Source organism: Desulfovibrio piger (assembly GCF_951793255.1).
GTDB lineage: Bacteria > Desulfobacterota > Desulfovibrionia > Desulfovibrionales > Desulfovibrionaceae > Desulfovibrio.
This window is the reverse complement of record NZ_OX636706.1, coordinates 967,665-992,470: the sequence shown is the minus strand read 5'-3', so window position 1 is coordinate 992,470 and position 24,806 is coordinate 967,665. Positions and strand designations below refer to the sequence as shown.

Here is a 24,806-nt window from a genome sequence, read left to right as displayed (position 1 = left end):
GGGCGGCCTCCACGGCGCGGACAGCGCCCGGGAAACCCGTGGGACCAAGGCCCGTCCGCCTTCGTTACAATTCCAGCAAGGCCCGCCAGCGGGGCAGCTCGGGCTGCAATTCCAGATAGTCGTCCGGCAGGGCGGGCGGCGCGGCCTGGGCCAGGGCCCGCTTCACATCGTCCAGGCTGCCGGTACGCAGCAGGCCGGGGACGTCCTGCAAGGGGCACAGGTCGAAGCCGTCCGAGGGCAGCATGACCATGACGGGCAGCTTTTTGAGGGCCGCTTCCAAGACCACGGTGGTGGAAGCGGACGACCAGACCACGGTACCGGGCACCAGATGGGTGGCGATGGGGCCGTCGGCAAAACGCAGGCGCCCGGCCTGGGCCCCCAGCTCGTGACGCAGGTCGGCCTCCACGGAAAGATAGGGATGCGGCTTGACCACGATCTCCCAGCCGTCCAGCAGGCCCGCGTGCACGGCCCGGGCCAGCAGACGCACATGGTCGGCGGTCTCGTCGGCAAAAAAGCCGGTCACCACCAGCAGGCGGTGGTGCGTCTGCCCTTCCTGCGGCGGCACGGCGGACTTGCGGGCATCGACGAGATACATGTAGCGCAGGGCCTCCACCAGCTCCAGACGCTCCTGCGGCACACCGGCGGCCTGCCACTGCCGCAGGGCCCCCTGCCCGTTGGCGCAGATGCGGTCGGGCTGGAAGGGCGCGCAGGCGCTGTCCGTGAAGGTGACCGGATCGTCGAAATAGCGGAAGTCCGTGGGCCGGATGGTGGAATGCTGCGCCCCGTACACGGGCCCGCCCGCGCCGGGCGTGGTGTGGGCGGCATGGGTCAGCATGCGTTCCCAGGGGCAGTTCTCCAGCGGGAAGGTGAACCAGCGCTGGGGCCCGGCGGCCTTCACGTAATTGTCGATGCCGCGCTGTTGCAGGCAGCGCTCCAGACAGCGCCAGCCCCGGAAGGTCTCGGCCCAGTCCTCGGCCATATAGGCCCAAAAGTTCAGGCGGGAGCCCTCGAAACGGCAAAGCTCGCGCATGGAGGCCTCCAGACGGCGGCTGGTCCAGGCCAGACGCAGATAGCGCTTCCAGGCGGCCCGCAGGTCGGCGGTCGTGAGGAATTCCTCCAGATAGTGGAAGCTCACGCCGTCCTGCCGTGCGGCCCGCAGACGGTCCCGCATCCTGATGCAGCCGGCCAGATCCATCTGCGGCGACGGGAAGCGGATGAACAGCCAGCGCACGGGCGTCCTGGCCGCCGCCGCGCACAGGGCGTCGTGCAGGCCCTCCCAGTAACGGGAGCGGAAGCGGCCCGCTGCCGCGGCTTCCATGTCCACATTGGGGAAATAGGTGGCGATGGTGCCCGTGGTCACATGCGCGGGCGGCAGGGTGGGCAGGGCCCCGCCCCTGGGCCGGAGGGGCAGGCGCACCCGGAACCACCAGTGGAGGAAGCGCCCGGCCGCGCGCAGCAGGGAGGGGCAAGCCTCATAGATGCGGCGCAGCCGGCTGCGGTAGCGTCCGTCACGGCACTTGGGATCGTGATAGTCCGCGAACTGCCGCCCCGTGGCCTGGCAGAGCGCCAGCAGGGTCTCGCACAGCCGGTCGTCGCCGCCCACCAGACGCAGGGCCGTGAAGCCGCCCTCGTCCAGCAGATGCTCCAGGGTACGCAGCTTGTAGATCTCGTAAAGCAGGGGCGTCATCTTGGGATGGCGCTCGTAGAGCAGCGAACACCACCACATGGACAGCTTTTCCCCGGCCTGGAAATGCTCGTGCAGCAGCGCCCCCTCCACGGGCCTGAGGCCCGTCCGGCAGGCCCATGCGGCGTGCTCGCGCCGGATCTCCGTCAGCCGGGCATCGCACAGGGCAGGCAGCGAGATGTGGTTGCCGGGCACGTCCCGCAGGTTCCAGTGGGCCACGGCGGCGGACGTCTCCAGATGGAAGGCCAGCGGCGCTCTGCTGTCGGCCAGCAAGGTAAGTTCTTTCATGGGCGCTCCTTTCCGGACAGGGGAAGAAAAAACGGACGGCATGGTGCCGTCCGTGCAGGCTCAGGCTTTGAGGGCCGCGGCGATGGCCGGGCCGTAGGGCGCGCGCAGGACGCCCTTTTCCGTGATGATGCCCGTGATGCAGTCAGCGGGCGTCACGTCGAAGGCAAAATTGAAGACCGGCACCCCTTCGGGGACGATGCGGGTCTCGCCCACATGGGTCACTTCCCGGTCGGGGCGCTCCTCGATGGGGATGTGCGCGCCGTCGGGCGTGCGCGGGTCGATGGTGGACAGGGGCGCCGCCACATAGAAGGGGATGCCGAAATGCTTGGCCAGCAGGGCCACGCCGAAAGTGCCGATCTTGTTGGCGGCGTCGCCGTTGGCCGCGATGCGGTCGGCCCCCACCACCACGCACTGCACCAGGCCCTTCTGCATCAGCAGGGCGCAGGCATTGTCGCAGGCCACGCGCACGTCGATGCCGTCCTGCTGCAGTTCCCAGGCGGTCAGGCGCGCGCCCTGCAGGAAGGGGCGCGTCTCGTCGGCGATGACCCGCACCTTCTTGCCCGCTTCCAGGGCGCCGCGGATGACGCCCAGGGCCGTGCCGTAACCGGCCGTGGCCAGGGCCCCGGCATTGCAGTGGGTGAGCACGGTGTCGCCGTCGTTGATGCAGGACGCCCCGTGGCGGCCGATCTCGCAGCAGATCTCCACGTCCTCGCGGCGCATGGTCTCGGCCTCGGCCAGCAGGACGGGGATGAGGGCCTCCATCTCCAGACCGGCATGGGCCCGCCACAGGGCCCGCATGCGCTCCACGCCCCAGCGCAGGTTCACGGCCGTGGGCCGGGCCGCCTCCAGACGCACCAGGGCCTGGTCATAGGCCGTGCGCCAGTCGGCACCGGCAGGCAGGCTGCGGCGCAGTTCCTCAAGGGCCAGCACGCAGCCGAAACCGGCCGTGACGCCGATGGCCGGAGCGCCGCGCACCACCATCACCTGCAGGGCCCGGATGGTCTCGTCCAGGGTGCGGATGGGCAGGTAGTCCTCGCGCCCGGGCAGGGCGCGCTGGTCCAGCAGATACAGGGTCATGGCGTCAGCGTCGAAACGGATATGGTGTTCCATGCGGTCCTCGATGGTTGAAGGGCGATAAAGGGTCCGTGAGATGGCGTAGCCTGTCCAATACCGACCACGGTAGCGCAAAGCCCTTATCTTGGCAAAGTGCTTTACAAATGCCGAACGCACTGGCTAATCTGGCTGAAGTTTTTGAACTTCAGCAGGAGAAGCGTCCCCATGGAAGAGTTCTCGCGCATCCAGCGCCTGCCCCCCTACGTTTTCGCGGTGGTAGGCGACCTTAAAATGAAGCTGCGTCGCCAGAATATTGATATCGTTGACTTCAGCATGGGAAATCCCGACATTCCCACCCCGCCGCACATCGTGGACAAGCTGGTGGAAGCCGCACAGAAGCCGGTGAACCATCGCTATTCGCTCTCCCGCGGCATCCCCCATCTGCGCGACGCCGTGTGCGAACGCTACAAGCGCCTCTATGATGTGGACCTCGATCCCAACACCGAAGCCATCGTGACCATGGGCTCCAAGGAAGGTCTCGCCCACCTTTCGCTGGCCATGCTCTCGCCCGGCGACGTGGTGCTGGCTCCCGACCCCACCTATCCCATCCACAAGTATGCGCCCATCATCGCCGGCGCCGACGTGCGCAGCGTGCCCATCGGGCCCGGCCGTGACTTTTTCGAGGACCTGACCGCCGCCACCAAGCAGGCCTGGCCCCGTCCCAAGCTGCTTTTCCTGTGCTACCCCCACAACCCCACCACGGAAGTGACCGACCTGGCCTTCTTTGAAAAGGTCGTGGAATTCGCCAAGGAGAACAACATCTGGGTCATCCATGACCTGGCCTATGCCGACCTGGTCTTCGACGGCTACAAGGCCCCCAGCTTCCTGCAGGCCAAGGGCGCCAAGGACGTGGGCGTGGAATTCTACACCATGTCCAAGAGCTACTCCATGCCCGGCTGGCGCGTGGGCTTCTGCCTGGGCAACCCCAAGCTCATCCACGCCCTGAGCCGCATCAAGAGCTACCTGGACTACGGCATCTTCCAGCCCATCCAGATCGCGGCCACCGTGGGCATGCGCAGCGGCGACGAAGAAGTCACCAAGATCTGCGACATCTACCGCCAGCGCCGTGACTGGCTCATCGACGGCCTCAACCGCATCGGCTGGGAAGTGCCCGCGCCCAAGGCGACCATGTTCGTCTGGGCCCGCATCCCCGAAGAGTTCCGCAAGATGGGGTCCGTGGAATTCTCCAAGCTGCTGCTCACCGAAGCGCAGGTGGCCGTCTCGCCGGGCCTGGGCTTTGGCGCCTACGGTGACGAGTACGTGCGCTTCGCCCTCATCGAGAACGATCACCGCACCCGTCAGGCCGTGCGCAACATCCGCCGCCTGCTCGGCGGCTCCAGCGATTAGGGGACACTATGGCCGACAGCAACAAGCCTCTGGTAGTGGGTCTGGCCGGGTTCGGCACCGTGGGCGGCGGTCTTGCCCGCCTGCTGGAAGAGAACGCCGGCATCATCCGTCAGCGTACGGGCCGGGACATCCAGGTCAAGAAGGTGCTGGTGCGCAATGCCCAGAAGGCGCGCACCGTGCCCCTGCCTCCCGGAGCCGACCTGACCACCAACCCTGACGAGCTGATCAACGATCCCGAGATCGACGTGCTGGTGGAGCTCATGGGCGGCATCGACGCCCCGCGTACCATCATCGACCGCGCCCTGGACGCCGGCAAGCACATCGTCACCGCCAACAAGGCCCTGCTGGCCGAGGAAGGGCTCGCCCTGTTCCAGAAAGCCGCCGGCAAGGGCCGCATCCTGCGCTACGAGGCCAGTGTTGCCGGCGCCGTCCCCGTGGTGGAGGCCCTGCGCACCAGCCTGGCCGGCAACCGCATCTCGTCCCTGATGGGCATCCTCAACGGCACCAGCAACTACATCCTGTCCGAGATGACCTCCAACGGTCTGGACTTCGATGTGGCCCTCAAACAGGCCCAGCAGCTGGGCTATGCCGAAGCCGATCCCACCCTGGACATCGACGGTCACGATGCGGCCCACAAGCTGACCCTGCTCATCCGCCTGGCCTACGGGGTCAATTATCCCTATACGGCCATGCCCGTGCGCGGCATCCGCGGCATGTCCAGCCTGGACATCGCCCTGGCCCGCGAGTTCGGCTACCGCATCAAGCTCATCGCCCAGGTGCGCGAACGCCGCGAGCCCGGCCAGCCCGACGACAAGGTGCGGCTGGAGGCGGGCGTGTTCCCGGCCCTGGTGCCCTATACGGTGCTGCTGGCCCGCGTGGGCGGCGTGTACAACGCCGTGCGCGTCAGCGGCAATGCCTGCGGCTCGCTCTTCTTCCACGGCCGCGGCGCGGGCGACCTGCCCACCGCCGGTGCCGTGCTGGCCGACCTCATGGCCGTGGCCCGTGACGAGAACCCGCACAACACCGGCTACGCCTGTGACGACCTGCCCCGCGCCAGCATCGTGCCGCCCGCGGAATGGCGTTCGCGCTACTATGTGCGCGTCATGGTCGAGGACGAGCCCGGCGTGCTGCGCGATCTGGCCGGCTGCATGGCCGACCAGGGCGTGAGCATGGCCCAGGTCATCCAGCGTACCGACGAAGGCAAGGGCGTGCCGCTGGTCTTCATGACCCATGAGACCACCGAAGAAGCCATGAGCACCGCCCTGCAGCGCACCCTGGATACCGGCATGCTGCGCCAGCCTGCCGTGTACTTCCGCGTGCTGGATTAACAAAAACGAACGCAGGGGGAGGCTCTCCCCCTGCACACGATCTCAAAATGATGGTGCCCAGCTCCGCGGGAAAGCCCGTGCCATCGTGAGACATTTCCCGCCACTGCCGGAGCCGTCCTCGCGGGGAGGGGTTCCGGGTGCTTCTCCAGCCACCACATCGCGCAGGGTCAGGAAACATCCCGGCCCTGCGCTTTTTACGCAGCCATGCTGCACGAGGGGCCCCATGATCATTCTGGAAGATCCGTATGTCTCGCCGGAGCTGGCCACCTTTGCCGCCGACCGGCAGGAACCTGTCCTGGATACGCCCGCTGCCCGGCAGGCCGGGCTGGATTACGGGCTGCACCTCAACCTTGTCTCCAGCCGCGACTTCGGCCGTCTGTGCTGCCAGGGGCAGCGCCTGTACAGCAATTCGGAAAACGCCCTGGACTGGCTCTACAGCCGTTCGGGCAATGCCGGGCTGGTGCGCGCCACCGAACTGCTCAAGAACAAGCTGCTGTTCCGCCAGCGTCTGGCCCCGCTCTTCCCCGATTTCCATTTCCGCGAGCTGACCCTGCGGGACGTCATGGAGACCCATTTCGAAAGCCTGCCCGGTCCCTGCGTGCTCAAGCCTGCGGTGGGCTTCTTCAGCCTGGGCGTCTACAGCATCGAGAACGCCCAGCAGTGGCGCGCCGCCCGTGACGACATCGCGGCCGGCGCCGTGCGCTGGCGCAAGGAATATCCCGCCGCCGTGCTGGACAACCAGGTCTGGCTGCTGGAATCCCTCATCCAGGGCACGGAATATGCCGTGGACGTCTATTTCAACAGCCGCGGCGAGGCCGTCATCTGCAACATCCTCCAGCACGACTTCGCCTCTTCCGAAGATGTGAGCGACCGCCTGTATTACACCAGCGCGGACATCATCCGCCGCATGTCCGGGCCGCTGGAAGCGTGGTTCGACCAGATCAACGAGCGCCTGGGCCTGCGCGATTACCCCGTCCATGTGGAACTGCGCCGCGACGCCGACGGCCATATGGTGCCCATCGAATTCAACCCGCTGCGCTTCGCGGGCTGGTGCTGCACGGACATCAGCCTCTTCGCCTGGGGCTTCCCCACCTACGGCTGCTATCTGGACGACCGGCGCCCGGACTGGGACAGCATCCTGCCCGGCCGCGAGGACAAGCTCTACACCCTCATCGTGCTCAACAAGCCCGCCGCCTGCCCGCCGGTGCGCGGCTTCGACTACGACGCCCTCTGCGCCCGCTTCCGCAAGGTCCTGCACCTGCGCCGCGGCTTCTACGACCGCTATTCCCACTTCGGCTTCCTGTTCACCGAGACCCCGGCCCATGACCGGACGGAACTGGACGCCATCGTGCGTGACGACCTGCTGGGCTACGTCATCCCCGAAGACCATGAGGAGGCGCCCCAGGCCCGATAAGCAAACCAAGGAGGCTCTCATGAAGAAGATCGGCATCATCCGCTGCATGCAGACCGAGGACATCTGCCCCGGCACCACGGACTTTTCCTTTGCCGCCCAGGGCAAGGGCGCTTTCGAGGAACTGGGCCCCTGCGAGGTCATCGGCTTCGTCTCCTGCGGCGGCTGTCCCGGCAAGCGGGCCGTGGCCCGCGCCAGGATGCTGGTGGATCGCGGCGCCGAAGCCGTTGCCCTGGCCTCCTGCATCTGCAAGGGCAACCCCATCAGCTTCCCCTGCCCGCACCACGAGACCATGATCGCCGCCATCCGCAAAAAACTGGGCGACGGCGTGCCCGTGCTGGATCACACGCACTAGGGATACGCATGAGATAGGAGCGGGAGGGAATCCCCTCCCGTACTGCCCCTTTCCGGCGCGTACGCTCCCGGGCCATGCAGGGCGGCTTCCTGCCATGCCTCGTCCTGACGGGAGACCGTCATGGGCCATGGCCCCGGCACGGTACCGTCCGCCGGAGGCACGGGCAGCACATCTTCCTGTCCCGTCGCCGGCCCGTCACCTTCATGACGACCGGCGGTCACACAAAGCAGGCATGCTGGGCATGGCATGTCCCCGGCTCCCCGATGCGCAGCAAGGATGTCCCCAGCCCGGGCGGACCCGTAAGGATCGGGAAGGCCAAGGCGGCGCGGCCGGGCCCTCCCCCCGCCCTTTACCTTCCCGCCGCTGTGGGCTATGGAGGGGATGACCGCCTGTTCCGGCGGGCCGCATTTCATCATCAATCACGGACAAAACGGATTCAAAAGGAGAAGTCATGGCGGATATTCTGATCATCGGCGCCGGTGGCGTGGGAAGCGTGGTGGCGCACAAGTGCGCCCAGTTGGCCAAAGAAGGGGCCTTCGGCAAGATCACTCTTGCCAGTCGTACGCTTTCCCGGTGTGACGAGATCGCCCGCTCGGTCAAAGCCCGTCTGGGCGTCGACATCGCCACCGCCCAGGTGGATGCCGACAACGTGCCCGAGCTCTGCGCCCTCATCCGTCAGGTGAAGCCCCACACCGTGCTGAACATCGCCCTGCCCTATCAGGACCTGCACATCATGGACGCCTGCCTGGAATGCGGCGTGCATTATCTGGATACGGCCAACTACGAGCCCCTGGATACCGCCAAGTTCGAATACAAATGGCAGTGGGCCTACCAGGAGCGCTTCAAGCAGGCCGGCCTCACCGCCCTGCTGGGCTCCGGTTTCGACCCCGGCGTCACCAACGTCTTCTCGGCCTGGGTCATGAAGCACGAGCTGGACGAAGTGCATGTGCTGGACATCATCGACTGCAACGCCGGTGACCACGGCCAGCCCTTCGCCACCAACTTCAACCCCGAGATCAACATCCGCGAAGTGACCGCCCGCGGCCGCTACTGGGAACGCGGCGAATGGGTGGAGACCGATCCCCTGTCCTGGTCCATGACCTACGACTTCCCCGACGGCATCGGCCCCAAGAAGTGCTTCCTCATGTACCACGAGGAACTGGAATCCCTGGTGCAGAACCTCAAGGGCCTGAAGCGCGCCCGCTTCTGGATGACCTTTTCGGAAAACTACCTGAACCACCTCAAGGTGCTGGGCAATGTGGGCATGACCCGCATCGATCCCGTGCGCTTCCAGGGCCAGGACATCGTGCCCATCCAGTTCCTGCGCGCCCTGCTGCCCGACCCCGCCTCCCTGGGCCCGCTGACCAAGGGCAAGACCTGCATCGGCAACGTCATGCGCGGCATCAAGGACGGCAAGGAAAAGACCGTCTACATCTACAACATCTGCGACCATGAAGCCTGCTACGCCGAAGTGGGTTCCCAGGCCATCTCCTACACCACCGGCGTGCCCGCCATGATCGGTGCCAAGATGATGGTCTCCGGCCAGTGGCTCAAGCCCGGTGTGTGGAACATGGAACAGTTCGACCCCGACCCCTTCATGGCCGACCTCAACGCCTACGGCCTGCCGTGGCAGTGCGTGGAAGTGAAAGACTAGTCCCTTTCGCGCCGGCAACGCTGTTTCAGGGGGAAGGGGCCCGCGGGCTCCTTCCCCCGTTGCGCTCCGGCCCGGGAACAGACCCGCCGCCCCTGCGGCCAGGCCCCGGACGGCAGCCCTTTCTTCACCCCAACCCCTGCAAAAGACCAAAACATGAAGCATCTCCTGCCCCTGCTGGATCCCCGTACCGTCCCCTCGCCCTGCTTCGTGCTGGACGAAGCCCGTCTGGCGGCCAATGCGGCCATCCTGGACAGCGTGCAGCAGCGCACCGGCGCCAAGATCCTGCTGGCCCTCAAGGGCTTTGCCGCCTGGGACAGCTTTTCCCTGCTCTCCCGCGCCAAAGGCCACGGCCCCCTGTGGGGCACCTGCGCCAGCTCCGTGGATGAGGCCCGCCTGGGCCGCGAAGAATTCGGCGGCGAAGTGCACGCCTTTGCCGCGGGCTGGACGGAAGAAGAGCTGGACGAGCTGCTGCCGCTGGTGGATCACCTGGTCTTCAACTCCCTGGCCCAGTGGGAACGCTTCGGCCCCAAGGTCCGGGCCTGGTGCCGGGACAACGGCCGCGAGATCAGCTGCGGCCTGCGCATAAATCCCGAACATTCCGAAGGCGCCGTGGCCATCTACAATCCCTGCTCCCCGGGCTCCCGTCTGGGCATCCGGCCGCACCAGCTGCCCGAAACGCTGCCGGAAGGCATCTCCGGCCTGCATTTCCATACCCTGTGCGAACAGGGCTCCGACGCGCTGGAACGCACCCTGGATGCCGTGGAGGCCCGTTTCGGCAAGCAGCTGGCCCAGTGCAAGTGGATCAATTTCGGCGGCGGCCATCACATCACCCGCGAAGGCTACGACCTGGACCGCCTCTGCCGCTGCATCACGCGCATGCAGCAGAACTACGGCGCGCAGATCTATCTGGAGCCCGGCGAGGCCGTGGCCCTCAATGCGGGCTGGCTGGTGGCCACGGTGCTGGACGTGGTGCAGGCCGACATGCCCATCGCCATCCTGGACACCTCGGCCTCCTGCCACATGCCCGACGTGCTGGAGATGCCCTACCGCCCCAACCTGCTGGCCCCAGAAGACGGCGAGCTGCGCCTGGCGGGCGAAAACGGCGAAAAGGCCTGGACCTGCCGCCTGGCGGGCAAGTCCTGCCTGGCCGGGGACGTCATCGGCGAATACAGCTTCGCCGCGCCCCTCAAGGCCGGTGACCGCCTGATCTTCACCGACATGGCCATCTACAGCATGGTCAAGACCACCACCTTCAACGGCCTGCGCTTGCCGTCCATCGGCAGCCTGGCCGCCGACCTCGACGCCGCCGACCCGGCCGCCACGGCCCGTTTCCGTCTGGTGCGCCGCTTCGGCTACGAGGACTTCAAGACCCGTCTGTCCTAGATAGTGTCGTCAAATTAGGTAGTGTCGTCAAATTATGTTTGCCCACAAAGATATGCATCTGATTTGAACGGCGGCAAGAAAAGATGCACATCTTTTGGCATATCGTGTGGCAATTCCCCGCCAGCGCTTGAGATGGAGAAAAGCATTCTCGACAAGATGCCTGACTTTGTAGAGCTCTCTGTCATAGTTGCGTGATATTTTACGACTTCTCTTTGGCGGGATGACAACCTGGAAACCGGATTCACCTGCTTTGCGGAGAATACTCTCCGTATCGTAGCCTCTATCAGCCAAAAGTGCCCCGGCACTCAACCCGTCAATCAACGCACAGGCCTCTTTGCAATCAGCTCGGGTACCTTCTGTAACAATAACTCTGACCGGCATACCATGCGCATCCACGGCCAGATGTATTTTTGAGTTGAGCCCCCTTTTGTGCGGCTCATGGCCTCATTACCTCCCGCAGCGCCCGCCGCATGGGGATGTACTTTGCAATGACTGGCATCAATGATGAGCCATTCAAAATCAGGTTCGACAATGAGAGCTTCGAGTATTTTCTCCCAAACTCCCCGATCTCGCCATCGGCAGAAGCGGCGATGTGTATTTTTCCAGTCGCCAAGATCGGGGGGTAAATCCCGCCACGGAGCCCCGGTTCTCAGTATCCAGAAGACGGCGTTGATAAACAATCGGTTATCGGCGGAAGGACGACCGACAGAGCCTTTGGAACCGGGAAGAAGTTTTTCAATATTTGCCCATACCTTGTCGGAAATATCATGCCTCCGATGTGCCGCCATATGGTCTCTCCTCATTGTAAGTGAAGAGATTATAACATACTTTTGAATTTGACGACACTATCTAGGACATCGAGACCACAGGCCTTTTCCTGAACGCAAACAGCCCCCGCATGACATCATGCGGGGGCTGTTTGCTTGCATCCCTGCCAGCTGTTCCCTGGATGGAACACACCAGGGAAGGGGACATAGGGAGAAAGGGGCCCTTCTCGTATCGGCAGCGACCGAAGGCGGCCTCAGGCCGTGCCCGTCAGCGACAAAGAAGCGTTACTGGCGACAGCAGGGACACGGACCCTCCCCTCATATTTTACTGCTGCACGGACGTGGCCGGGGCCAGATCCTCGACGGAGCTCACGGGACGGCTGCCGGGATAGACCTCACCGGCGCTGGTACCGAAATCGCGCTGGGGCGTCACGGTACCGCGCACGGCATGCACGGGCCCTGCCGGCTGCGCCTGCGTCCGGGCCGTTGCGGCCTGCCGTTCCTGTTCCAGCCGCTCCAGGCGACGGGCCTGCTGCTCGCGGGCCTGTTCCGCGGCCTTGCCCCAGCGGGGGCTGCTGCTGCGCGCCATGGGCACCGGCGTGCTGCCCGCGGCCCAGATCAGGCTGGTATCCCGCGTGGAGGAGGCTCGCTGGGCGGCATCGAAGCCGCTGCGGCCCGTTTCCTGTCCGGCCAGCTGCACATCGGGGAAACTCTCCGGCGGCATGAGCTCGCGGCCGTCAGGCAAAGGCTGCCGGGTGCGCCGGGCCATGAGCAAAGGCGGTTCGGGGTCCAGGCTGCCGTCCAGGAAATCGCTGACCGTCACGAAACGCTGACAGCCCCCGGCCTGCAGCTGCGCGATGATGCGCGGCAAGTTCTCCAGCGTGCCGTGCACCGTATCGTGGAAGAGGAAGATGCCGCGCAGATCGTTGTTGACGTAACGCTGGCCCCGCGTGTTGACCAGGGCGGCGTAATCCTCGCGCACGCCCCGCCAGTCCTCGCTGTCCAGCGACCAGAGCACGACCTTGAGGTCCATCTGCTCGGCAGCTTTCAGGGTGATGTCATTGAACGAACCGTACGGCGGGCGCAGGAAGCGGGCCTCGATGCCCAGGGAGCGCAAAAAGCGCTGCACCCTGCCGATCTGCTCGCTCTGGGCCGCCAGGTTGAGATGGCGCAGATTGGGATGGGAATAGGTATGGATGCCGATCTCGTGACCTTCGTCATGGATGCGCTGCACGAGATCGGGATGGCGCTCGGCGTTCCGCCCCAGCACGAAGAACGTGGCCGGGATGTTGTGCGCGGCCAGGATGTCGAGGATCTGCGGCGTATTGGCCGAAGGGCCGTCATCGAAGCTCAGGGCGCAGAGGTTCTCCTGCATGGGCTGCGCGATGATGCGCACACCATCGTAGACCCGGCACTGGCGGACACTGGCATCATTCATTACCAGCGCCGAGAGGGAGGCAGGCTCCAGAGGCCCGGAGAGCTTCCGGGCAGTGGCGGAGACGCGCAGCGGCGTGCCGCTGTCCGGGACGGCCTGGGCACAGCCCGGCAACAAAAGCAGGGCCGCCAGCAGCAGCCCCATGCCCATGCGCGACGGGAAACGCGCATCACGATCTTTGCCGGTCACGGGCCTGCGGCCCTGCCGGAAACGGGAAAACATCATCTTTTCCACCCTGAACTGAAGTGTTTTTCTACCTAACACCGGCCCTCCGGGACTGCAAGGCTATTTATCAGGAACGAATATCAATTTTTTATCCTTTTATTCCAGCTAATTACAAATGAAATTAAACTCTTTTCAAATTTTTCAATTTTTTTCTTGACCCCGAGGGGTGTTTCCCGTACAAACAATCTTGTTCGAGAGGACAACGACGGACAGTTAGCTCAGTTGGTAGAGCACCGCCTTCACACGGCGGGGGTCACAGGTTCAAGTCCTGTACTGTCCACCACTACGGAGCGGTAGTTAAGACGGTTATAACGCCGGCCTGTCACGCCGGAGGCCGAGGGTTCGAGTCCCTTCCGCTCCGCCATAATTGCGAGAAAAGCGCACTGTGCAAACGGTGCGCTTTTTTTGAGAACAATACGGGATATTTTCCCGACTCCATATTTGGAGCGGTAGTTAAGACGGTTATAACGCCGGCCTGTCACGCCGGAGGCCGAGGGTTCGAGTCCCTTCCGCTCCGCCATAATCACGCGAAGGCGCCCTGCACATGCAGGGCGCTTTTTTTGTTCCCGCCACTCCGCACTGTCCCATTCCCACCTTCCGCCCTGTCTGCCCCAGCCACCATGCGTGGACAGGGGCGATCCTCTTGGTCTACCTTTTGCTATACCAGTAACAAAAAGGAGAGACCTATGCATCCCACTGCCAATATCATTGCAAAATTTGGTGCCGCTATCGGCATAGACGGCCTTGAGACCGAGAACGGCGTTTGCACGCTCCAGTTCGACGACGTGACAGTCACCCTTGAATGCGCTGAAAACAGCGACGCCCTGTACCTGTACAGCCGGGTGTGCGGCCTGCCGGAAAGCGATGCCGACAAGCTGGCGCTCTATGGCCTGCTGCTGGAACTGGACAGCTTTTTCAAGGGCACGGACGGCGGGGTGCTGGGCATCGAGCCCCTGCTCGACGCCGTGACCTATACCCGCCGCCTGCCGCTGGAACATCTGGACGAGGCCATCCTCGACCGCCAGGTGGGCCGTCATGTGGATACGGTGGAATCGCTGCGCGCTTCCATCGCGCAACTGCGGGAACAGGCCGCCACGCCCCAGGCCCCTGCGGAAGCGGGCTGGAACGACGGCATGCTGAAGATCTGAACGCTGCTGCCATAAAGGATTCGCCATGAAGATCAATGACCTGAACATCATCGCCCAACGGCTGGGCGCGTTCGGCAAGGAACATCTGGGGATCGATCGCCAGGGACATACCGTCCCCACCACCTCCTCACTGGGAGGCCGCATCGCCAGCTGGATACGCTCGCGCCACAGCGACACGGCAGCCCAGGCCAACCGTGACGTCATGACCGGGATCATCAATACCATCCGCCAGACCGACGATCTGGGCGACCGCTTCGCGGACATCGCCCGGAAGAGCCTGGAAAGCAAGCTGGCTGCCGGTCGTCCCTTGAGCGGACGTGACGCGGCCCGGGTGCTGCAGGACGTCATCCGTATCAAGACGACGGAAGACCAGGCCCGTCTGGAGACCCGGCTCATCAATGTCCGGGACCAGTTCCAGAAGCTCTGCGCCCCCCATGCCGACGGCTCGCCCTCGGATCTGGAAACGCAGACGGCCGCGCGGCGGCAGCGCTTCGGCCTGCTTCCGGCCACGGCGGAACAGCTCCGGGGTTATCGGGACACCGTCCTGCGCGATCTGGAAGCCAGGGCCCGGCGCGCCGACCATTCGCTGACAGCGGCCGAAAGCCTGGACGCCCTTGGCGAGAGCATCCGCATGCAGACACTGCAGGAAGCCAAGGCCGGTATCGCGGCCATGGCGGAGCAGGTCAGCGGCGAGGGCCCCCACGGCTTCATGGCCCGTCTGGATGCCGCCATGCGGATCAAGGGCCTCGTTGGCGACATCAGCCCCGCCACCCGCGACGTCCTGGTCCAGACCATCCATGACAAGCTCAGTGCCCGCTGCCTGTACGACAGCAACAACATACACCAGCCCACCCTGGCGGAAGCCTCCACGGTGGCCGACAAGGTCATCAACAATTTCGTGGCGGCCCTGGATACCGTGGAACACGCCCCGGCCATGCCCCGGGAGGCCAAGCGCATCCTGCAGGACGAGATCCTGCACGCCTCCAGGCCCGTGAACGCCGCCATGGCGCAGGCCATATGCGACGCCGTACTGGATACGGGCCAGTTCCTGCGCACCCTGACGCCGGCCGAGGCCACCCCCGCCGGACTGAAGAGGGACTTCGATGCCTATGCCCGGACCATGCACGCCGCCATCACACAGCCGGACGGCATGCTGCGTCCCGGCATCGAGGGCGGGCCGGAAGCCGGTCTGGTCCGCATCCTGACGGCACGCGCCGCATGCAGGATGCTGGGTCTCGGCAATCTGGAGCCCCTGAGCAAGGACGAACATGAGCTCTTCCAGCAGCTCGTACAGGAAAAGCAGCCCCTCCCGCCGGAGCTGGCCGCCCGCATCAATGCCCGTAATGGTGCCCACCACGCGGCCCGCAGTGCCCTGGGCGGCGGCTCCCCCCTGCATGTCCTGCGCCGTGAGCTTGCCCAGGAGGCCGACGCGGGCCTGCGTTCCCGCAACGAACTCCTGCTCATGAACGTCCTGGACACTCTGGTCCAGGCTGCGGAAAGCAACGAGTTCGATGCCCTTCTCGACCACGCGCCCGGTCTCGGCCAGATGCGCATGGCCGAAGCGCGCCGTTTCGTGCCCCAGGGCCTGGGCCTGACCCCGCCCGAAGGCCAGACCTTCGACATGGCCGCCGCCCGGCAAAAGATGCAGGACGGGCTCAATGCCACCGTCCTGTCCTCCCCTCCGGGCAACGGGGCCGTCACTCTGTCCAGAGAGGATCTGGCTTCTCCCGAACTCATCCGCAAGTGCAACTACTTCTCGGACCAGTTCCTCAAGGACTTCGCCCGGAACGGCATCACCATCAACGGGCACAAGTTCGGCGGCGGGAGATTTACCCATGAGCCGCAACAGATGGAACGGGAGCTGGACGCCCTCATCGCCATGTTCCCCTCCGCCGAAGAGGCCGGACGCATCTGCAGCCCGCTGCATCAGGCCAGCGGCGCCGATATCCTGATGCTCCTCATGGCCGACCCGGCCACCGCCAACGAGACCATGCGCATCGCTGCCCTCCAGTCCCGGCCCCTCGCCAACAGCCTGTCCATCGAGATCATCCGGCACTCTGACGGCTCGTACCACGTCAATATCGAATTCTGCTTCCAGAAGATCGATGCGGAGATGGGCCCCCGTGCCTCCTCCGGCATCAACGCGAGAGCCTCCTTCCTGCTGCCCAATGGCCGGGAACCGCTGCAATTCCGCATCGAGGATCTCGACGTGCTGTTCAACACCCGGCAGGGCTAGCCGCGGCCAACGGCCGCCTCCGCGCCGGGCTGACCGACTGCCCGCCTGAAAACGGAACGGGGCATCCGCTTGGCGGATGCCCCGTTTTTTGTCGGCCTGCGGCGCTGCTTGTGAGTGTCCCCTGTCCGGCCTGAGAGGCAGACCACAGGCACAAAAAAAGCCCCCGCGAGGCTTTCCTCGTGAGGGCTTGAAATCTGTGGCGCGCCCGGCGCGATTCGAACGCACGGCCTTTGGCTCCGGAGGCCAACGCTCTATCCGACTGAGCTACGGGCGCACATGTGTCTTTCTAGGCAAAGGGCGTGCCGCTGTCAAGCCCTGCCCCTGCCAGCTTCGGGGCGCACCGCCTCAGTCCCGCAAATGGTCCGTGCCTCTCTTCCGGGCGCGACGCCGCCCGGCATCACGGCAGGCCTGCTTCTTTTCGTGACAGTCTCCTAGTCTTGCGCTATACTTTCTTTCCCCGTTTTGGGGCGCCCCCCAACAAGGAGAACGATCATGAGCCAGATCCTCTGGTACGGCCATTCGGCCTTCAATATCAGTTGTGATGACAAGCATGTCGTCGTGGACCCCTTCCTGACGCCCGCTTCCGGTACCACGGCCGAGACCATCGGCCCGGTGGACGTGGTGCTGGTCACCCATGACCATGCCGACCATGTGGGCGATGCCGTGGCCATCTGCAAGAACACCGGCGCCATGCTGGGCGCCATCGTGGGCACGGCCCAGAAGCTGGAGGCCGCCGGTGTGCCCTCGGCCCAGCTGCTCAACTACATCGGCTTCAACATGGGCGGTACCGTGGCCCACGCGGGCTTCGAATTCACCATGACCCAGGCGTATCACTCCAGCGAGTCGGGCTCCCCGGCGGGCTACATCATCCGCACGCCTGACGGCAAGCACATCTACCATGCGGGCGATACCTGCATCTTCGCGGGCATGGAACTGTGGGGCCGCCTCTACCCCATCGACGTGGCCCTGCTGCCCATGGGCGGCGTCTTCACCATGGATGCCCGCCAGGCGGCCCTGGCCTGCAAGCTGCTGGGCTGCAAACAGGTCATCCCCATGCACTGGGGCACCTTCCCGGTGCTGGCCCAGGATACGGAAGCCTTCAAGGCCGAACTGGCCCGCGTGGCTCCCGGCTGTACCTGCATCGACCTGCTGCCCGGCCAGTCCGTGCAGATCTAGCGTTTTGTGGGGGAGCCATCCCGCGCATCAGCGATGTCTCCTCCTCCAAACGCTTCCCGACCCATCAGTAAAAAAGCCCTTCCTGCCATGGCAGGAAGGGCTTTTCGCTTTTTCCAAAAAACGGGAGTCGGGCAATCCCTTAAACAGGATATCGGCCCCACCCGGACATATCGCTTTTTACTTTTTCTCGTCGTCGCTCTTGCCGCGGGCCTTGTCCAGCAGCTCGCCCGCCTGCTGGCCCAGCTCACCGGCTTTGCCGCGAGCTTCCTGCAGCAGTTCCCCGGCCTTCTGGCGGGCACCGTCCACCACTTCACCGCTCTGGCGGCGCAGCTCACCGGCCTTCTGACGGGCTTCCTCCATCATCTCTCCGGCCTGGCCGCGCAGGGAGCCCATCTTTTCCCGGGCCTCGTCCAGAAGCTCGCCCGCCTGCTGGCCCAGTTCGCCCGCCTTGCCGCGGGCCTTGTCCACCATCTCGCCGCTCTGGCGACGCAGTTCGCCGGCTTTCTGGCGGGCTTCCTCCATCATCTCTCCGGCCTGGCCGCGCAGGGAGTCCATCTTTTCCCGGGCCTCGTCCAGAAGCTCGCCCGCCTGCTGGCCCAGGGCCTGGGCACGGGTGGGCGCGGCCGCGGGCTGGTCCGGCGTGGGCAGCAGACGGTCCTCGTCCCCCTGTCCCTGGGCCACGCGCGCGGCCTCCTCGTCACGCAGGATGCGGCGCAGCACCTTGCCGATGAGGCTCTTGGGCAGTTCCTCGCGGAACTCGAAGAACTTGGGCACCTTGTAGTTGGCCAGACGCGCCCGGCAATGGGCCGTCAGCTCGGCCGTGGTCAGGGTCTCGCCGGGACGGGGCACCACATAGGCCTTGAGCACTTCACCGCGGGTGGGATGCTTGACGCCCACGGCCACGGCCTCGGCCACTTTGGGGTGCTCGTACAGGACCTCGTCCACTTCGCGGGGGTAAACGTTGTAACCGCCCACGATGACCAGATCCTTCTTGCGGTCCACGATGTAGTAGTAGCCTTCTTCGTCGTAGTAGGCGATGTCGCCGGTATGCAGCCAGCCGTCGGTCAGGGTGGCGGCCGTCTCTTCGGGACGGTTCCAGTAGCCCTGCATGACCTGCGGACCGCGCACCAGCATCTCGCCCTCCTCATTGGGGCCCAGGACATGGTTGCTGTCGTTGATGTCCACGATGCGGGTCTCGGTATGCGGGAAGGCCACGCCGATGGAGCCTTCCTTCTGCGGGCCGTCCAGCGGGTTGGCCGTGACGCAGGGCGAGGCCTCGGTCAGGCCGAAACCTTCGATGATGCTGGCGTGGGTCATGCTCACCCAGCGGCGCAGGGCCTCGGTGGGGAACGGCGCCGAACCGGAGACGCAGATCTCGATACAAGTGAGGTCGTATTTCTTGATGTCCTTCTGCTGCATGAGCGACATGTAGACCGAAGGCGCGCCCACGAAGAAGGTGGGACGGAAGCGGGCGATGGTCCGCAGCAGGTCGGCGGGCGTGTAGCGCGGCACCGGGATGGTGGTGGCCGCCAGGGCCGTGGGCAGGATGATGTTGCCCACCAGGCCGAAGACGTGGAAGAAAGGCATGATGCTCAGGAAGGACATGGGCTTGCAGTTTTCCCAGTCCATATGGAGGATGGCCAGCAGCTGCTGCATCTGGGCCGAGATGCAGGCATGGCCCAGCATGGCGCCCTTGGGCTGGCCGGAGGTGCCGCCCGTGTACTGGAGCAGGGCCAGGGCGTCACCGGGGTCCTCGTCGGTGGGCACGCTGAAGCGGCCGCGGACCTTGATGAAATCTTTCCAGCGCAGCACTTCCTGCCCGTAGGGCACCTGCGGCACCTGGCCCTGACGGCGGGCCTTGATGCGATACAGCCAGTTGAGCGGGAAGGCCAGACCGTCCGAGATGTTCGTGACCACGGTCAGGCGCAGGGGCAGACGGTCGCGCAGGGGCTCCAGCTTGGCCCAGAGCAGGTCCAGGGTCACCAGCACCTCGGCCCCGGCATCATTGAAATGATGCAGCAGCTCCTTTTCCATATAGAGCGGGTTGGTCATCACGGCCACGGCCCCGGCCTTCATGATGCCCCAGAAGGCGATGACGGTCTGCGGGATGTTGGGCAGCATGACGGCCACCCGCTGGCCGGGCTTGACGCCGCGCAGGCGCAGGGCCTCGGCAAAGCGTTCCGCCGCTTCGTGCAGACGGCTGTAGGTCATCTGGAAATTCTGGAAACGGATGGCCAGACGGTTGCCGTGCGTCCTGGCGGCCCTGTCCAGCAACGAGGCCAGATGCATGGGCCGGATGACGCATTCCGTGTCCTCGTGACCCGCAAAATGCCGCCACCAGCCGGGGCGTTGACCGTCGTCCAGGATATTTTCCATGGCGCCGTCCAGGGGGCGGGCCGTTTCCGTCTGCGAAGGGGTAGTCATGCGCTGCTCCAGATGCATGCTGCAAGGGTTGGGCGCGGCCTCACGGCACACGCGTTGTCATCCCCCGGCCCGGAGACCGGGGGCCGTCATCAGGAGGGGCGCCGAAGCGCCCCTGTCGAACACTATCGAGAAAAGGATCAGGCCAGGGCGGTCAGGTCGTAGGTGCTGCTCTCCACGATGTCACCCTGCACCAGCGCGCCGGGGGCCACGCCCAGGCCGCTCACGTAGGTGATGCCGTCCACCTCGGGCGCCTGGAACCAGACGCGGCCCACATGCAGGCCCGGCCATTCGTCATGCGGCGCATCCACCAGCACCGGCATGGTCTGGCCCACCGCTTCCTGCAACTGCCGCTCGCTGATCTCGGCCTGGATCTCCATGAGCGTGGCGCGGCGTTCCTCGCGCACTTCCATGGGCACCTGGTCGGGCATGGCCGCCGCGGGCGTGCCTTCCTCGGCCTGATAGGCGAAGACGCCCAGATGGCGGAAGCGCGTCTCTTCCACAAAGCGGCACAGGGCCTGGAAATGCTCCTCGGTCTCGCCGGGATAGCCCACGATGAAGGTGGTGCGCAGGGCGGTCTCGGGCAGGGCCTCGCGCACGCGGTCCACCACGCGGCGGGGATCATTGGCGAAGGGGCGGCCCATGCGGGTCAGCACCTCGGGATGGGCGTGCTGCAGGGGGATGTCGAAGTACGGCAGCAGCTGCGGCCCGGCCTCGCGCATGTAGCGCAGCAGTTCGGGCGTGACGCCGCTGGGATAAAGGTAGAGCAGGCGCAGCCAGGTCAGGCGGTCCAGGGGCAGCAGCTCGTCCAGCAGGTGGGGCAGGCTTTGGGGCGTGTCGAAGTCGCTGCCCCACGAGGTCAGGTCCTGGGCCACCAGGACCAGTTCGCGCACCCCGCCGGCCAGCAGGCTGCGGGCCTCCTCGCGCAGGTCGGCTGCAGGCACGGAGCGCAGCGGGCCCCGGATGGACGGGATGGTGCAGAAGGCGCACTTGTGGCGGCAGCCTTCGCCCACCTTGAGCCAGGCATAGGACGGGCCCGTGGAGAGCAGGCGGCCCGGCGCGGCGGGAGCCGCGGGCAGGCCCAGGGCCTCGCGCACCATGGCGGGCCAGTTTTCCAGCTCGCCGGTGGGCAGCCACAGGTCCACCTCGGGCAGGTCGGCGGCCAGATCCTTGACGCCGTAGCGCCCCACCATACAGCCGGCCACGGCCAGCAGGGGGCGGCGCTTGCAGCGGCCCAGACGCTCCACGGCATCGAGGATGGAGCGGATGGACTCGCGTACGGCAGGCTCGATGAAGCCGCAGGTATTGATGAAGACCAGACGTGCCCGGCCCATGTGTTCCACGCTGTGCACGGGCATGCCCAGCGAGCCCAGCAGATGCTCGGTATCCACACGGTTCTTGGGACAGCCCAGGCTCAGGGACCACACCGGCAAAGAGCCGGACACACGGGCGCGCGTCAGGGGCGCGGCCGCTCCGGCTGCGGAAGAAAAGGAATGGACAGTCATGGAGATAGCCTATCCGTCTCTGTTTTTTTTGTCATCACAAATTGCGCGATATGGTTGCGCAGGCAATGGGATAGGCTGTGCCCGGCGGCAGAGGCGCCGCCGTGCGGGACCGCCCCGCAGGAACGGGGCGGAACGGGAAGATGTCAGGCTAGAAGGCGTGGACGCGCCACGGCAGGGCCAGGAAGCGCAGACTGTTGGGCTGGATGACCAGCAGGCGTTCCCGCTGCACGTCGGCGCTGCGGGTCACGAAGCTCTCGCGCGGGATCAGCGTCACGGCTTCGTCCTCGTGGCTGCAGTCGAAAAGATGCAGCAGGTCCCCGTCCATGCGGTCGGCGCAGGTCCAGTGCCGGTTCATGGGCGGCGTCTCGGGCGTCAAATGCCGCAAAAAGCGGAACAGGATGCAGCGGCCCTCGCCCGGTGCCAGCCACTCGCGGCAGGCTTCCCACAGGGCGTCGGGCGAAACGGCCTCGCCTTCGGCAAAGGGCTTTTCCACCAGCAGGGGGTAGCGCTGCTGGCGGGCCTGGATCATGTCGTCCACCAGCTGCATGTAGTCCGTGTCCTGCTCCAGCACGGCCCGCAGGGCACCGGGCTTCCCGGCCAGGGAAAGCAGGGTCTCGTTGAGGATGTCGCGCGCCTTGAGCGTCTGGATGCCGTGGGTCAGGCGCAGGGCGTTGAGCACGGCATAGATGGCACAAAACATATCCAGTTTCCCCTGGAAAAAAGGTTTGAGCATACGAACCTCCGCATGCTGTTATGCCTGTTCCCCACGGGCAAGGCAACCGGAAACGCCGGACAGCACAGAAGTTTTTTCTCCCCGGCCCGGCTGCGGGGCTTTTGCGGCTTTACAAGGCCTGCCGCAGCAGGTATAAGGGAATCCCCACTAACTATATCACCATACCTTGATATGCAGATATTCACCAATCCCCAAGATCTGGCGGCCCAGTGCCGCTCCTGGCACGCGGCCGGCGAGGACATCGCCCTTGTGCCCACCATGGGCTATTACCATGCCGGTCACGAGGCGCTCATGGACCAGGGCCGCGGCCTTGCCAAGCGTCTTGTGGTCAGCCTTTTCGTCAACCCCACCCAGTTCGGCCCCAATGAAGACCTTTCCGCCTATCCGCGCGACATCGAGCGCGATACGCAGATCGCCGCCGCCCACGGCGCGGACGCCATCTTCATCCCCGAACCCGCGTCCATGTATGCGGAAGACCACGCCACCTGGGTGGAAGTGCCGGACCTTTCCCGCATCATGTGCGGCCTGAGCCGGCCGACCCATTTTCGCGGTGTCTGCACGGTGGTGCTGAAGCTGTTCATGATCACCCAGGCCGACGTGGCCGTCTTCGGCCAGAAGGACTGGCAGCAGCAGGCCATCCTGCGCCGCATGGTGCGCGACCTCAACGTGCCGGTGCGCATCGAGACCTGTCCCATCGTGCGTGAGGAAGACGGCCTGGCCCTCTCCTCCCGCAACGTCTACCTCACCGAGGAAGAACGCCGCCAGGCCCCCTGGATCCATCGCGGCCTGCAGCTGGCCCGCGACATGGCCCAGAAGGGACAGACCCACGCCAAGATCCTGCGTGAGGCCGCCCTCTGCACCTGGGCGGACCACCTGCCCCTGGGCCGTCTGGACTACCTCAGCGTGGTGGACCCCGTGTCCATGGAGCCCCTGGACACCGTGGATGGCCCGGCCCTCATGGCCTGTGCCATCCGCATGGGCAAGGCCCGCCTGATCGACAATATCCTGCTCAGGGACTAGCGGACAGGCCATATGTTTTTTCGGCAGGGGCCGGACCGGGCTGATGTCCCGGCCCGGCTTCCCCATGCCTGCCCGGCCGCCCGCACGGGCGGTGCAGGCGACCTGCGGTCCGGCAACGGCCGCGGGCCATACTGAACCATGGAGAACAGACCAATGCAAACCAAGGGCAAATATTTCTTCACCTCCGAGTCCGTGACCGAAGGCCATCCCGACAAGGTGGCGGACCAGATCTCCGACGCCGTCCTGGACACCCTGCTGGCCCAGGACCCCAACGCCCATGTGGCCTGCGAGACCCTGGTGACCACCGGCATGGCGGTCATCGCCGGCGAGATCACCACCACGGGCTATGCCGACCTGCCCCACGTGGTGCGCGAGACCATCCGCGAGATCGGCTACACCAGCTCCGACATGGGCTTCGACGCCGACACCTGCGCCGTGATCTCCTCCATCGACCACCAGTCCCCCGACATCGCCCAGGGCGTGCTGCGCGCCGCTCCCGAAGACCAGGGCGCCGGTGACCAGGGCATGATGTTCGGCTTTGCCTGCAACGAGACCCCCACCCTCATGCCCGCCCCCATCTTCTGGGCCCACCAGCTCTCCCAGCAGCTGACCAAGGTGCGCAAGGACGGCACCGTGCCCTTCTTCCGTCCTGACGGCAAGACCCAGGTCTCCTTCGAATACCTGGACGGCAAGCCCGTGCGCATCAACAACGTGGTGGTCTCCACCCAGCACGCCGCTTCCGCCTCCCAGGCCGACATCATCGAAGCCGTGAAGAAGCACGTGATCCGCCCCGTGCTGGAGCCCTCCGGCTACTTCGATGAAAAGGACTGCGAGATCTTCATCAACACCACCGGCCGTTTCGTGGTGGGCGGTCCCATGGGCGACTGCGGCCTCACCGGCCGCAAGATCATCCAGGACACCTACGGCGGCAGCGGCCATCACGGCGGCGGCGCCTTCTCCGGCAAGGACCCCTCCAAGGTGGACCGTTCCGGCGCCTACATGGGCCGCTACATCGCCAAGAACGTGGTGGCCGCCGGTCTGGCCCCGGTGTGCGAAGTCCAGATCGCCTACTGCATCGGCGTGGCCGATCCGGTGAGCGTGCTGGTCTCCTCCCAGGGCACCAGCGAGATCCCCGACGAAGTGCTGACCAAGGCCGTGCGTGAAGTCTTCGACATGCGCCCCTACTTCATCACCAAGCGTCTGGACCTCAAGCGTCCCATCTACTCCAAGACCTCCTGCTACGGCCACTTCGGCCGCGAGCTGCCCGAGTTCACCTGGGAAAAGACCGACGCCGTGGCCGACCTGCGCACCGCCGCCAAGGTCTAGTCCGCACGACTGATCCTGTTGAAGGCCGGGGCTTTCCCCGGCCTTTTTTGTATCCGCCGCCCGGCTCCTGCCCTCCCCGTAGACGGCCATTCCCGCGGGCGGCCGCCACGATGACCGCAAAGGAGAGGGAGCGGCCCTCCCCGGCATCCTCGCCACCGACAGCGGGCACCGGCGTTTGCGGGCTCCCCTGCCGATCCTCCTGCAGGTCCGGGATGGGTCAGACCTCGTACCGGCTCCGCCTTCGGCCGCTG

General features: G+C 65.5%; 18 protein-coding genes and 4 tRNA genes. 14 read left to right on the top strand and 8 right to left on the bottom strand.

What is annotated here, in order from left to right:
• Window positions 1–64: 64 nt before the first annotated feature.
• The gene (locus Q4I12_RS04595; RefSeq protein ID WP_302260755.1) at window positions 65–1,972 is read right to left on the bottom strand and encodes a TIGR04326 family surface carbohydrate biosynthesis protein; all 1,908 of its coding nucleotides are present in this window, start codon (window positions 1,970–1,972) and stop codon (window positions 65–67) included.
• Window positions 1,973–2,032: 60 nt separating this feature from the next.
• Window positions 2,033–3,082, bottom strand: coding sequence for an S-methyl-5-thioribose-1-phosphate isomerase (mtnA, locus tag Q4I12_RS04590; protein ID WP_302260753.1), 1,050 nt, complete (start codon window positions 3,080–3,082; stop codon window positions 2,033–2,035).
• A 168-nt stretch (window positions 3,083–3,250) separates the two neighbouring features.
• On the opposite strand from mtnA, the gene Q4I12_RS04585 reads away from it, so the two are divergent.
• The 6 genes from Q4I12_RS04585 (at window position 3,251) to nspC (ending at window position 10,563) form a co-directional block, all read left to right on the top strand.
• Window positions 3,251–4,432: an aminotransferase class I/II-fold pyridoxal phosphate-dependent enzyme gene (locus Q4I12_RS04585; RefSeq protein ID WP_168936314.1), complete on the top strand. Its 1,182-nt coding sequence runs from the start codon at window positions 3,251–3,253 to the stop codon at window positions 4,430–4,432.
• An 8-nt stretch (window positions 4,433–4,440) separates the two neighbouring features.
• Window positions 4,441–5,760, top strand: a complete 1,320-nt coding sequence (locus Q4I12_RS04580; protein ID WP_168936313.1) for a homoserine dehydrogenase — start codon at window positions 4,441–4,443, stop codon at window positions 5,758–5,760.
• Window positions 5,761–5,983: 223 nt separating this feature from the next.
• The gene (locus Q4I12_RS04575) at window positions 5,984–7,174 is read left to right on the top strand and encodes an ATP-grasp domain-containing protein (protein ID WP_302260751.1); all 1,191 of its coding nucleotides are present in this window, start codon (window positions 5,984–5,986) and stop codon (window positions 7,172–7,174) included.
• A 19-nt stretch (window positions 7,175–7,193) separates the two neighbouring features.
• Window positions 7,194–7,526, top strand: a complete 333-nt coding sequence (locus Q4I12_RS04570) for a CGGC domain-containing protein (protein WP_168936311.1) — start codon at window positions 7,194–7,196, stop codon at window positions 7,524–7,526.
• A 451-nt stretch (window positions 7,527–7,977) separates the two neighbouring features.
• Window positions 7,978–9,180 (top strand): saccharopine dehydrogenase family protein, encoded by a 1,203-nt coding sequence (locus Q4I12_RS04565; RefSeq protein ID WP_006007027.1) that lies wholly within the window; start codon window positions 7,978–7,980, stop codon window positions 9,178–9,180.
• A gap of 153 nt (window positions 9,181–9,333) precedes the next feature.
• On the top strand, window positions 9,334–10,563 hold the full coding sequence (gene nspC / locus Q4I12_RS04560; RefSeq protein ID WP_204674645.1) for a carboxynorspermidine decarboxylase: 1,230 nt from the start codon (window positions 9,334–9,336) through the stop codon (window positions 10,561–10,563).
• A 27-nt stretch (window positions 10,564–10,590) separates the two neighbouring features.
• Here the strand turns inward: nspC and Q4I12_RS04555 are convergent.
• Window positions 10,591–11,351 (bottom strand): IS5 family transposase gene (locus tag Q4I12_RS04555; protein WP_295640739.1). Its coding sequence is split into 2 segments (ribosomal slippage): window positions 10,591–10,994 and window positions 10,994–11,351, totalling 762 coding nucleotides; the frame shifts between segments, so codons are not numbered across the junction.
• Window positions 11,352–11,655: 304 nt separating this feature from the next.
• Window positions 11,656–12,990, bottom strand: coding sequence for a polysaccharide deacetylase family protein (locus Q4I12_RS04550; RefSeq protein ID WP_302260749.1), 1,335 nt, complete (start codon window positions 12,988–12,990; stop codon window positions 11,656–11,658).
• 207 nt (window positions 12,991–13,197) lie between these two features.
• Between Q4I12_RS04550 and Q4I12_RS04545 the strand changes: the two genes are divergently transcribed.
• The 5 genes from Q4I12_RS04545 (at window position 13,198) to Q4I12_RS04525 (ending at window position 16,374) form a co-directional block, all read left to right on the top strand.
• Window positions 13,198–13,273, top strand: a tRNA-Val gene (locus tag Q4I12_RS04545).
• 4 nt (window positions 13,274–13,277) lie between these two features.
• Window positions 13,278–13,354: transfer RNA gene (locus Q4I12_RS04540), tRNA-Asp, on the top strand.
• A gap of 79 nt (window positions 13,355–13,433) precedes the next feature.
• Window positions 13,434–13,510 (top strand) — tRNA-Asp (locus Q4I12_RS04535).
• A 166-nt stretch (window positions 13,511–13,676) separates the two neighbouring features.
• Window positions 13,677–14,138, top strand: coding sequence for a CesT family type III secretion system chaperone (locus tag Q4I12_RS04530; RefSeq protein ID WP_302260748.1), 462 nt, complete (start codon window positions 13,677–13,679; stop codon window positions 14,136–14,138).
• A gap of 25 nt (window positions 14,139–14,163) precedes the next feature.
• Entirely contained in the window at window positions 14,164–16,374 is a 2,211-nt protein-coding gene (locus tag Q4I12_RS04525; RefSeq protein ID WP_302260747.1) for a hypothetical protein, read from the top strand.
• 197 nt (window positions 16,375–16,571) lie between these two features.
• On the opposite strand, the gene Q4I12_RS04520 is transcribed toward Q4I12_RS04525, so the two are convergent.
• A tRNA-Arg gene (locus Q4I12_RS04520) sits at window positions 16,572–16,648 on the bottom strand.
• Window positions 16,649–16,863: 215 nt separating this feature from the next.
• Here Q4I12_RS04520 and Q4I12_RS04515 point away from each other — a divergent pair.
• The gene (locus tag Q4I12_RS04515) at window positions 16,864–17,550 is read left to right on the top strand and encodes a metal-dependent hydrolase (RefSeq protein WP_204625856.1); all 687 of its coding nucleotides are present in this window, start codon (window positions 16,864–16,866) and stop codon (window positions 17,548–17,550) included.
• A 177-nt stretch (window positions 17,551–17,727) separates the two neighbouring features.
• Here the strand turns inward: Q4I12_RS04515 and Q4I12_RS04510 are convergent, their stop codons facing one another.
• The 3 genes from Q4I12_RS04510 to Q4I12_RS04500 form a co-directional block, all read right to left on the bottom strand.
• Window positions 17,728–19,974, bottom strand: a complete 2,247-nt coding sequence (locus Q4I12_RS04510) for an AMP-binding protein (RefSeq protein ID WP_302260746.1) — start codon at window positions 19,972–19,974, stop codon at window positions 17,728–17,730.
• Between the two features lie 137 nt (window positions 19,975–20,111).
• A complete protein-coding gene (gene rimO / locus Q4I12_RS04505) occupies window positions 20,112–21,476 on the bottom strand; it encodes a 30S ribosomal protein S12 methylthiotransferase RimO (protein WP_302260745.1) in 1,365 nt (454 codons plus the stop codon).
• A 148-nt stretch (window positions 21,477–21,624) separates the two neighbouring features.
• A complete protein-coding gene (locus Q4I12_RS04500) occupies window positions 21,625–22,209 on the bottom strand; it encodes a hypothetical protein (RefSeq protein WP_302260744.1) in 585 nt (194 codons plus the stop codon).
• Between the two features lie 171 nt (window positions 22,210–22,380).
• Between Q4I12_RS04500 and panC the strand changes: the two genes are divergently transcribed.
• Together panC and metK are read left to right on the top strand one after the other, a co-directional pair.
• Entirely contained in the window at window positions 22,381–23,229 is an 849-nt protein-coding gene (gene panC, locus Q4I12_RS04495; protein ID WP_302260742.1) for a pantoate--beta-alanine ligase, read from the top strand.
• Window positions 23,230–23,382: 153 nt separating this feature from the next.
• Window positions 23,383–24,555: a methionine adenosyltransferase gene (gene metK / locus Q4I12_RS04490; RefSeq protein ID WP_168935341.1), complete on the top strand. Its 1,173-nt coding sequence runs from the start codon at window positions 23,383–23,385 to the stop codon at window positions 24,553–24,555.
• Window positions 24,556–24,806: the final 251 nt, after the last annotated feature.

Excerpts from the sequence above, each read along its gene's own strand:
- Q4I12_RS04565 (WP_006007027.1), top strand. The coding sequence starts at position 7,978 with ATGGCGGATATTCTGATCATCGGCGCCGGTGGCGTGGGAAGCGTGGTG.
- panC (WP_302260742.1), top strand. The coding sequence starts at position 22,381 with ATGCAGATATTCACCAATCCCCAAGATCTGGCGGCCCAGTGCCGCTCC.
- Q4I12_RS04550 (WP_302260749.1), bottom strand. The coding sequence starts at position 12,990 with ATGATGTTTTCCCGTTTCCGGCAGGGCCGCAGGCCCGTGACCGGCAAA.
- rimO (WP_302260745.1), bottom strand. The coding sequence starts at position 21,476 with ATGACTGTCCATTCCTTTTCTTCCGCAGCCGGAGCGGCCGCGCCCCTG.
- Q4I12_RS04595 (WP_302260755.1), bottom strand. The coding sequence starts at position 1,972 with ATGAAAGAACTTACCTTGCTGGCCGACAGCAGAGCGCCGCTGGCCTTC.
- Q4I12_RS04530 (WP_302260748.1), top strand. The coding sequence starts at position 13,677 with ATGCATCCCACTGCCAATATCATTGCAAAATTTGGTGCCGCTATCGGC.
- Q4I12_RS04575 (WP_302260751.1), top strand. The coding sequence starts at position 5,984 with ATGATCATTCTGGAAGATCCGTATGTCTCGCCGGAGCTGGCCACCTTT.
- metK (WP_168935341.1), top strand. The coding sequence starts at position 23,383 with ATGCAAACCAAGGGCAAATATTTCTTCACCTCCGAGTCCGTGACCGAA.
- Q4I12_RS04500 (WP_302260744.1), bottom strand. The coding sequence starts at position 22,209 with ATGCTCAAACCTTTTTTCCAGGGGAAACTGGATATGTTTTGTGCCATC.
- Q4I12_RS04510 (WP_302260746.1), bottom strand. The coding sequence starts at position 19,974 with ATGACTACCCCTTCGCAGACGGAAACGGCCCGCCCCCTGGACGGCGCC.
- Q4I12_RS04570 (WP_168936311.1), top strand. The coding sequence starts at position 7,194 with ATGAAGAAGATCGGCATCATCCGCTGCATGCAGACCGAGGACATCTGC.
- Q4I12_RS04580 (WP_168936313.1), top strand. The coding sequence starts at position 4,441 with ATGGCCGACAGCAACAAGCCTCTGGTAGTGGGTCTGGCCGGGTTCGGC.
- Q4I12_RS04585 (WP_168936314.1), top strand. The coding sequence starts at position 3,251 with ATGGAAGAGTTCTCGCGCATCCAGCGCCTGCCCCCCTACGTTTTCGCG.
- Q4I12_RS04525 (WP_302260747.1), top strand. The coding sequence starts at position 14,164 with ATGAAGATCAATGACCTGAACATCATCGCCCAACGGCTGGGCGCGTTC.
- mtnA (WP_302260753.1), bottom strand. The coding sequence starts at position 3,082 with ATGGAACACCATATCCGTTTCGACGCTGACGCCATGACCCTGTATCTG.
- nspC (WP_204674645.1), top strand. The coding sequence starts at position 9,334 with ATGAAGCATCTCCTGCCCCTGCTGGATCCCCGTACCGTCCCCTCGCCC.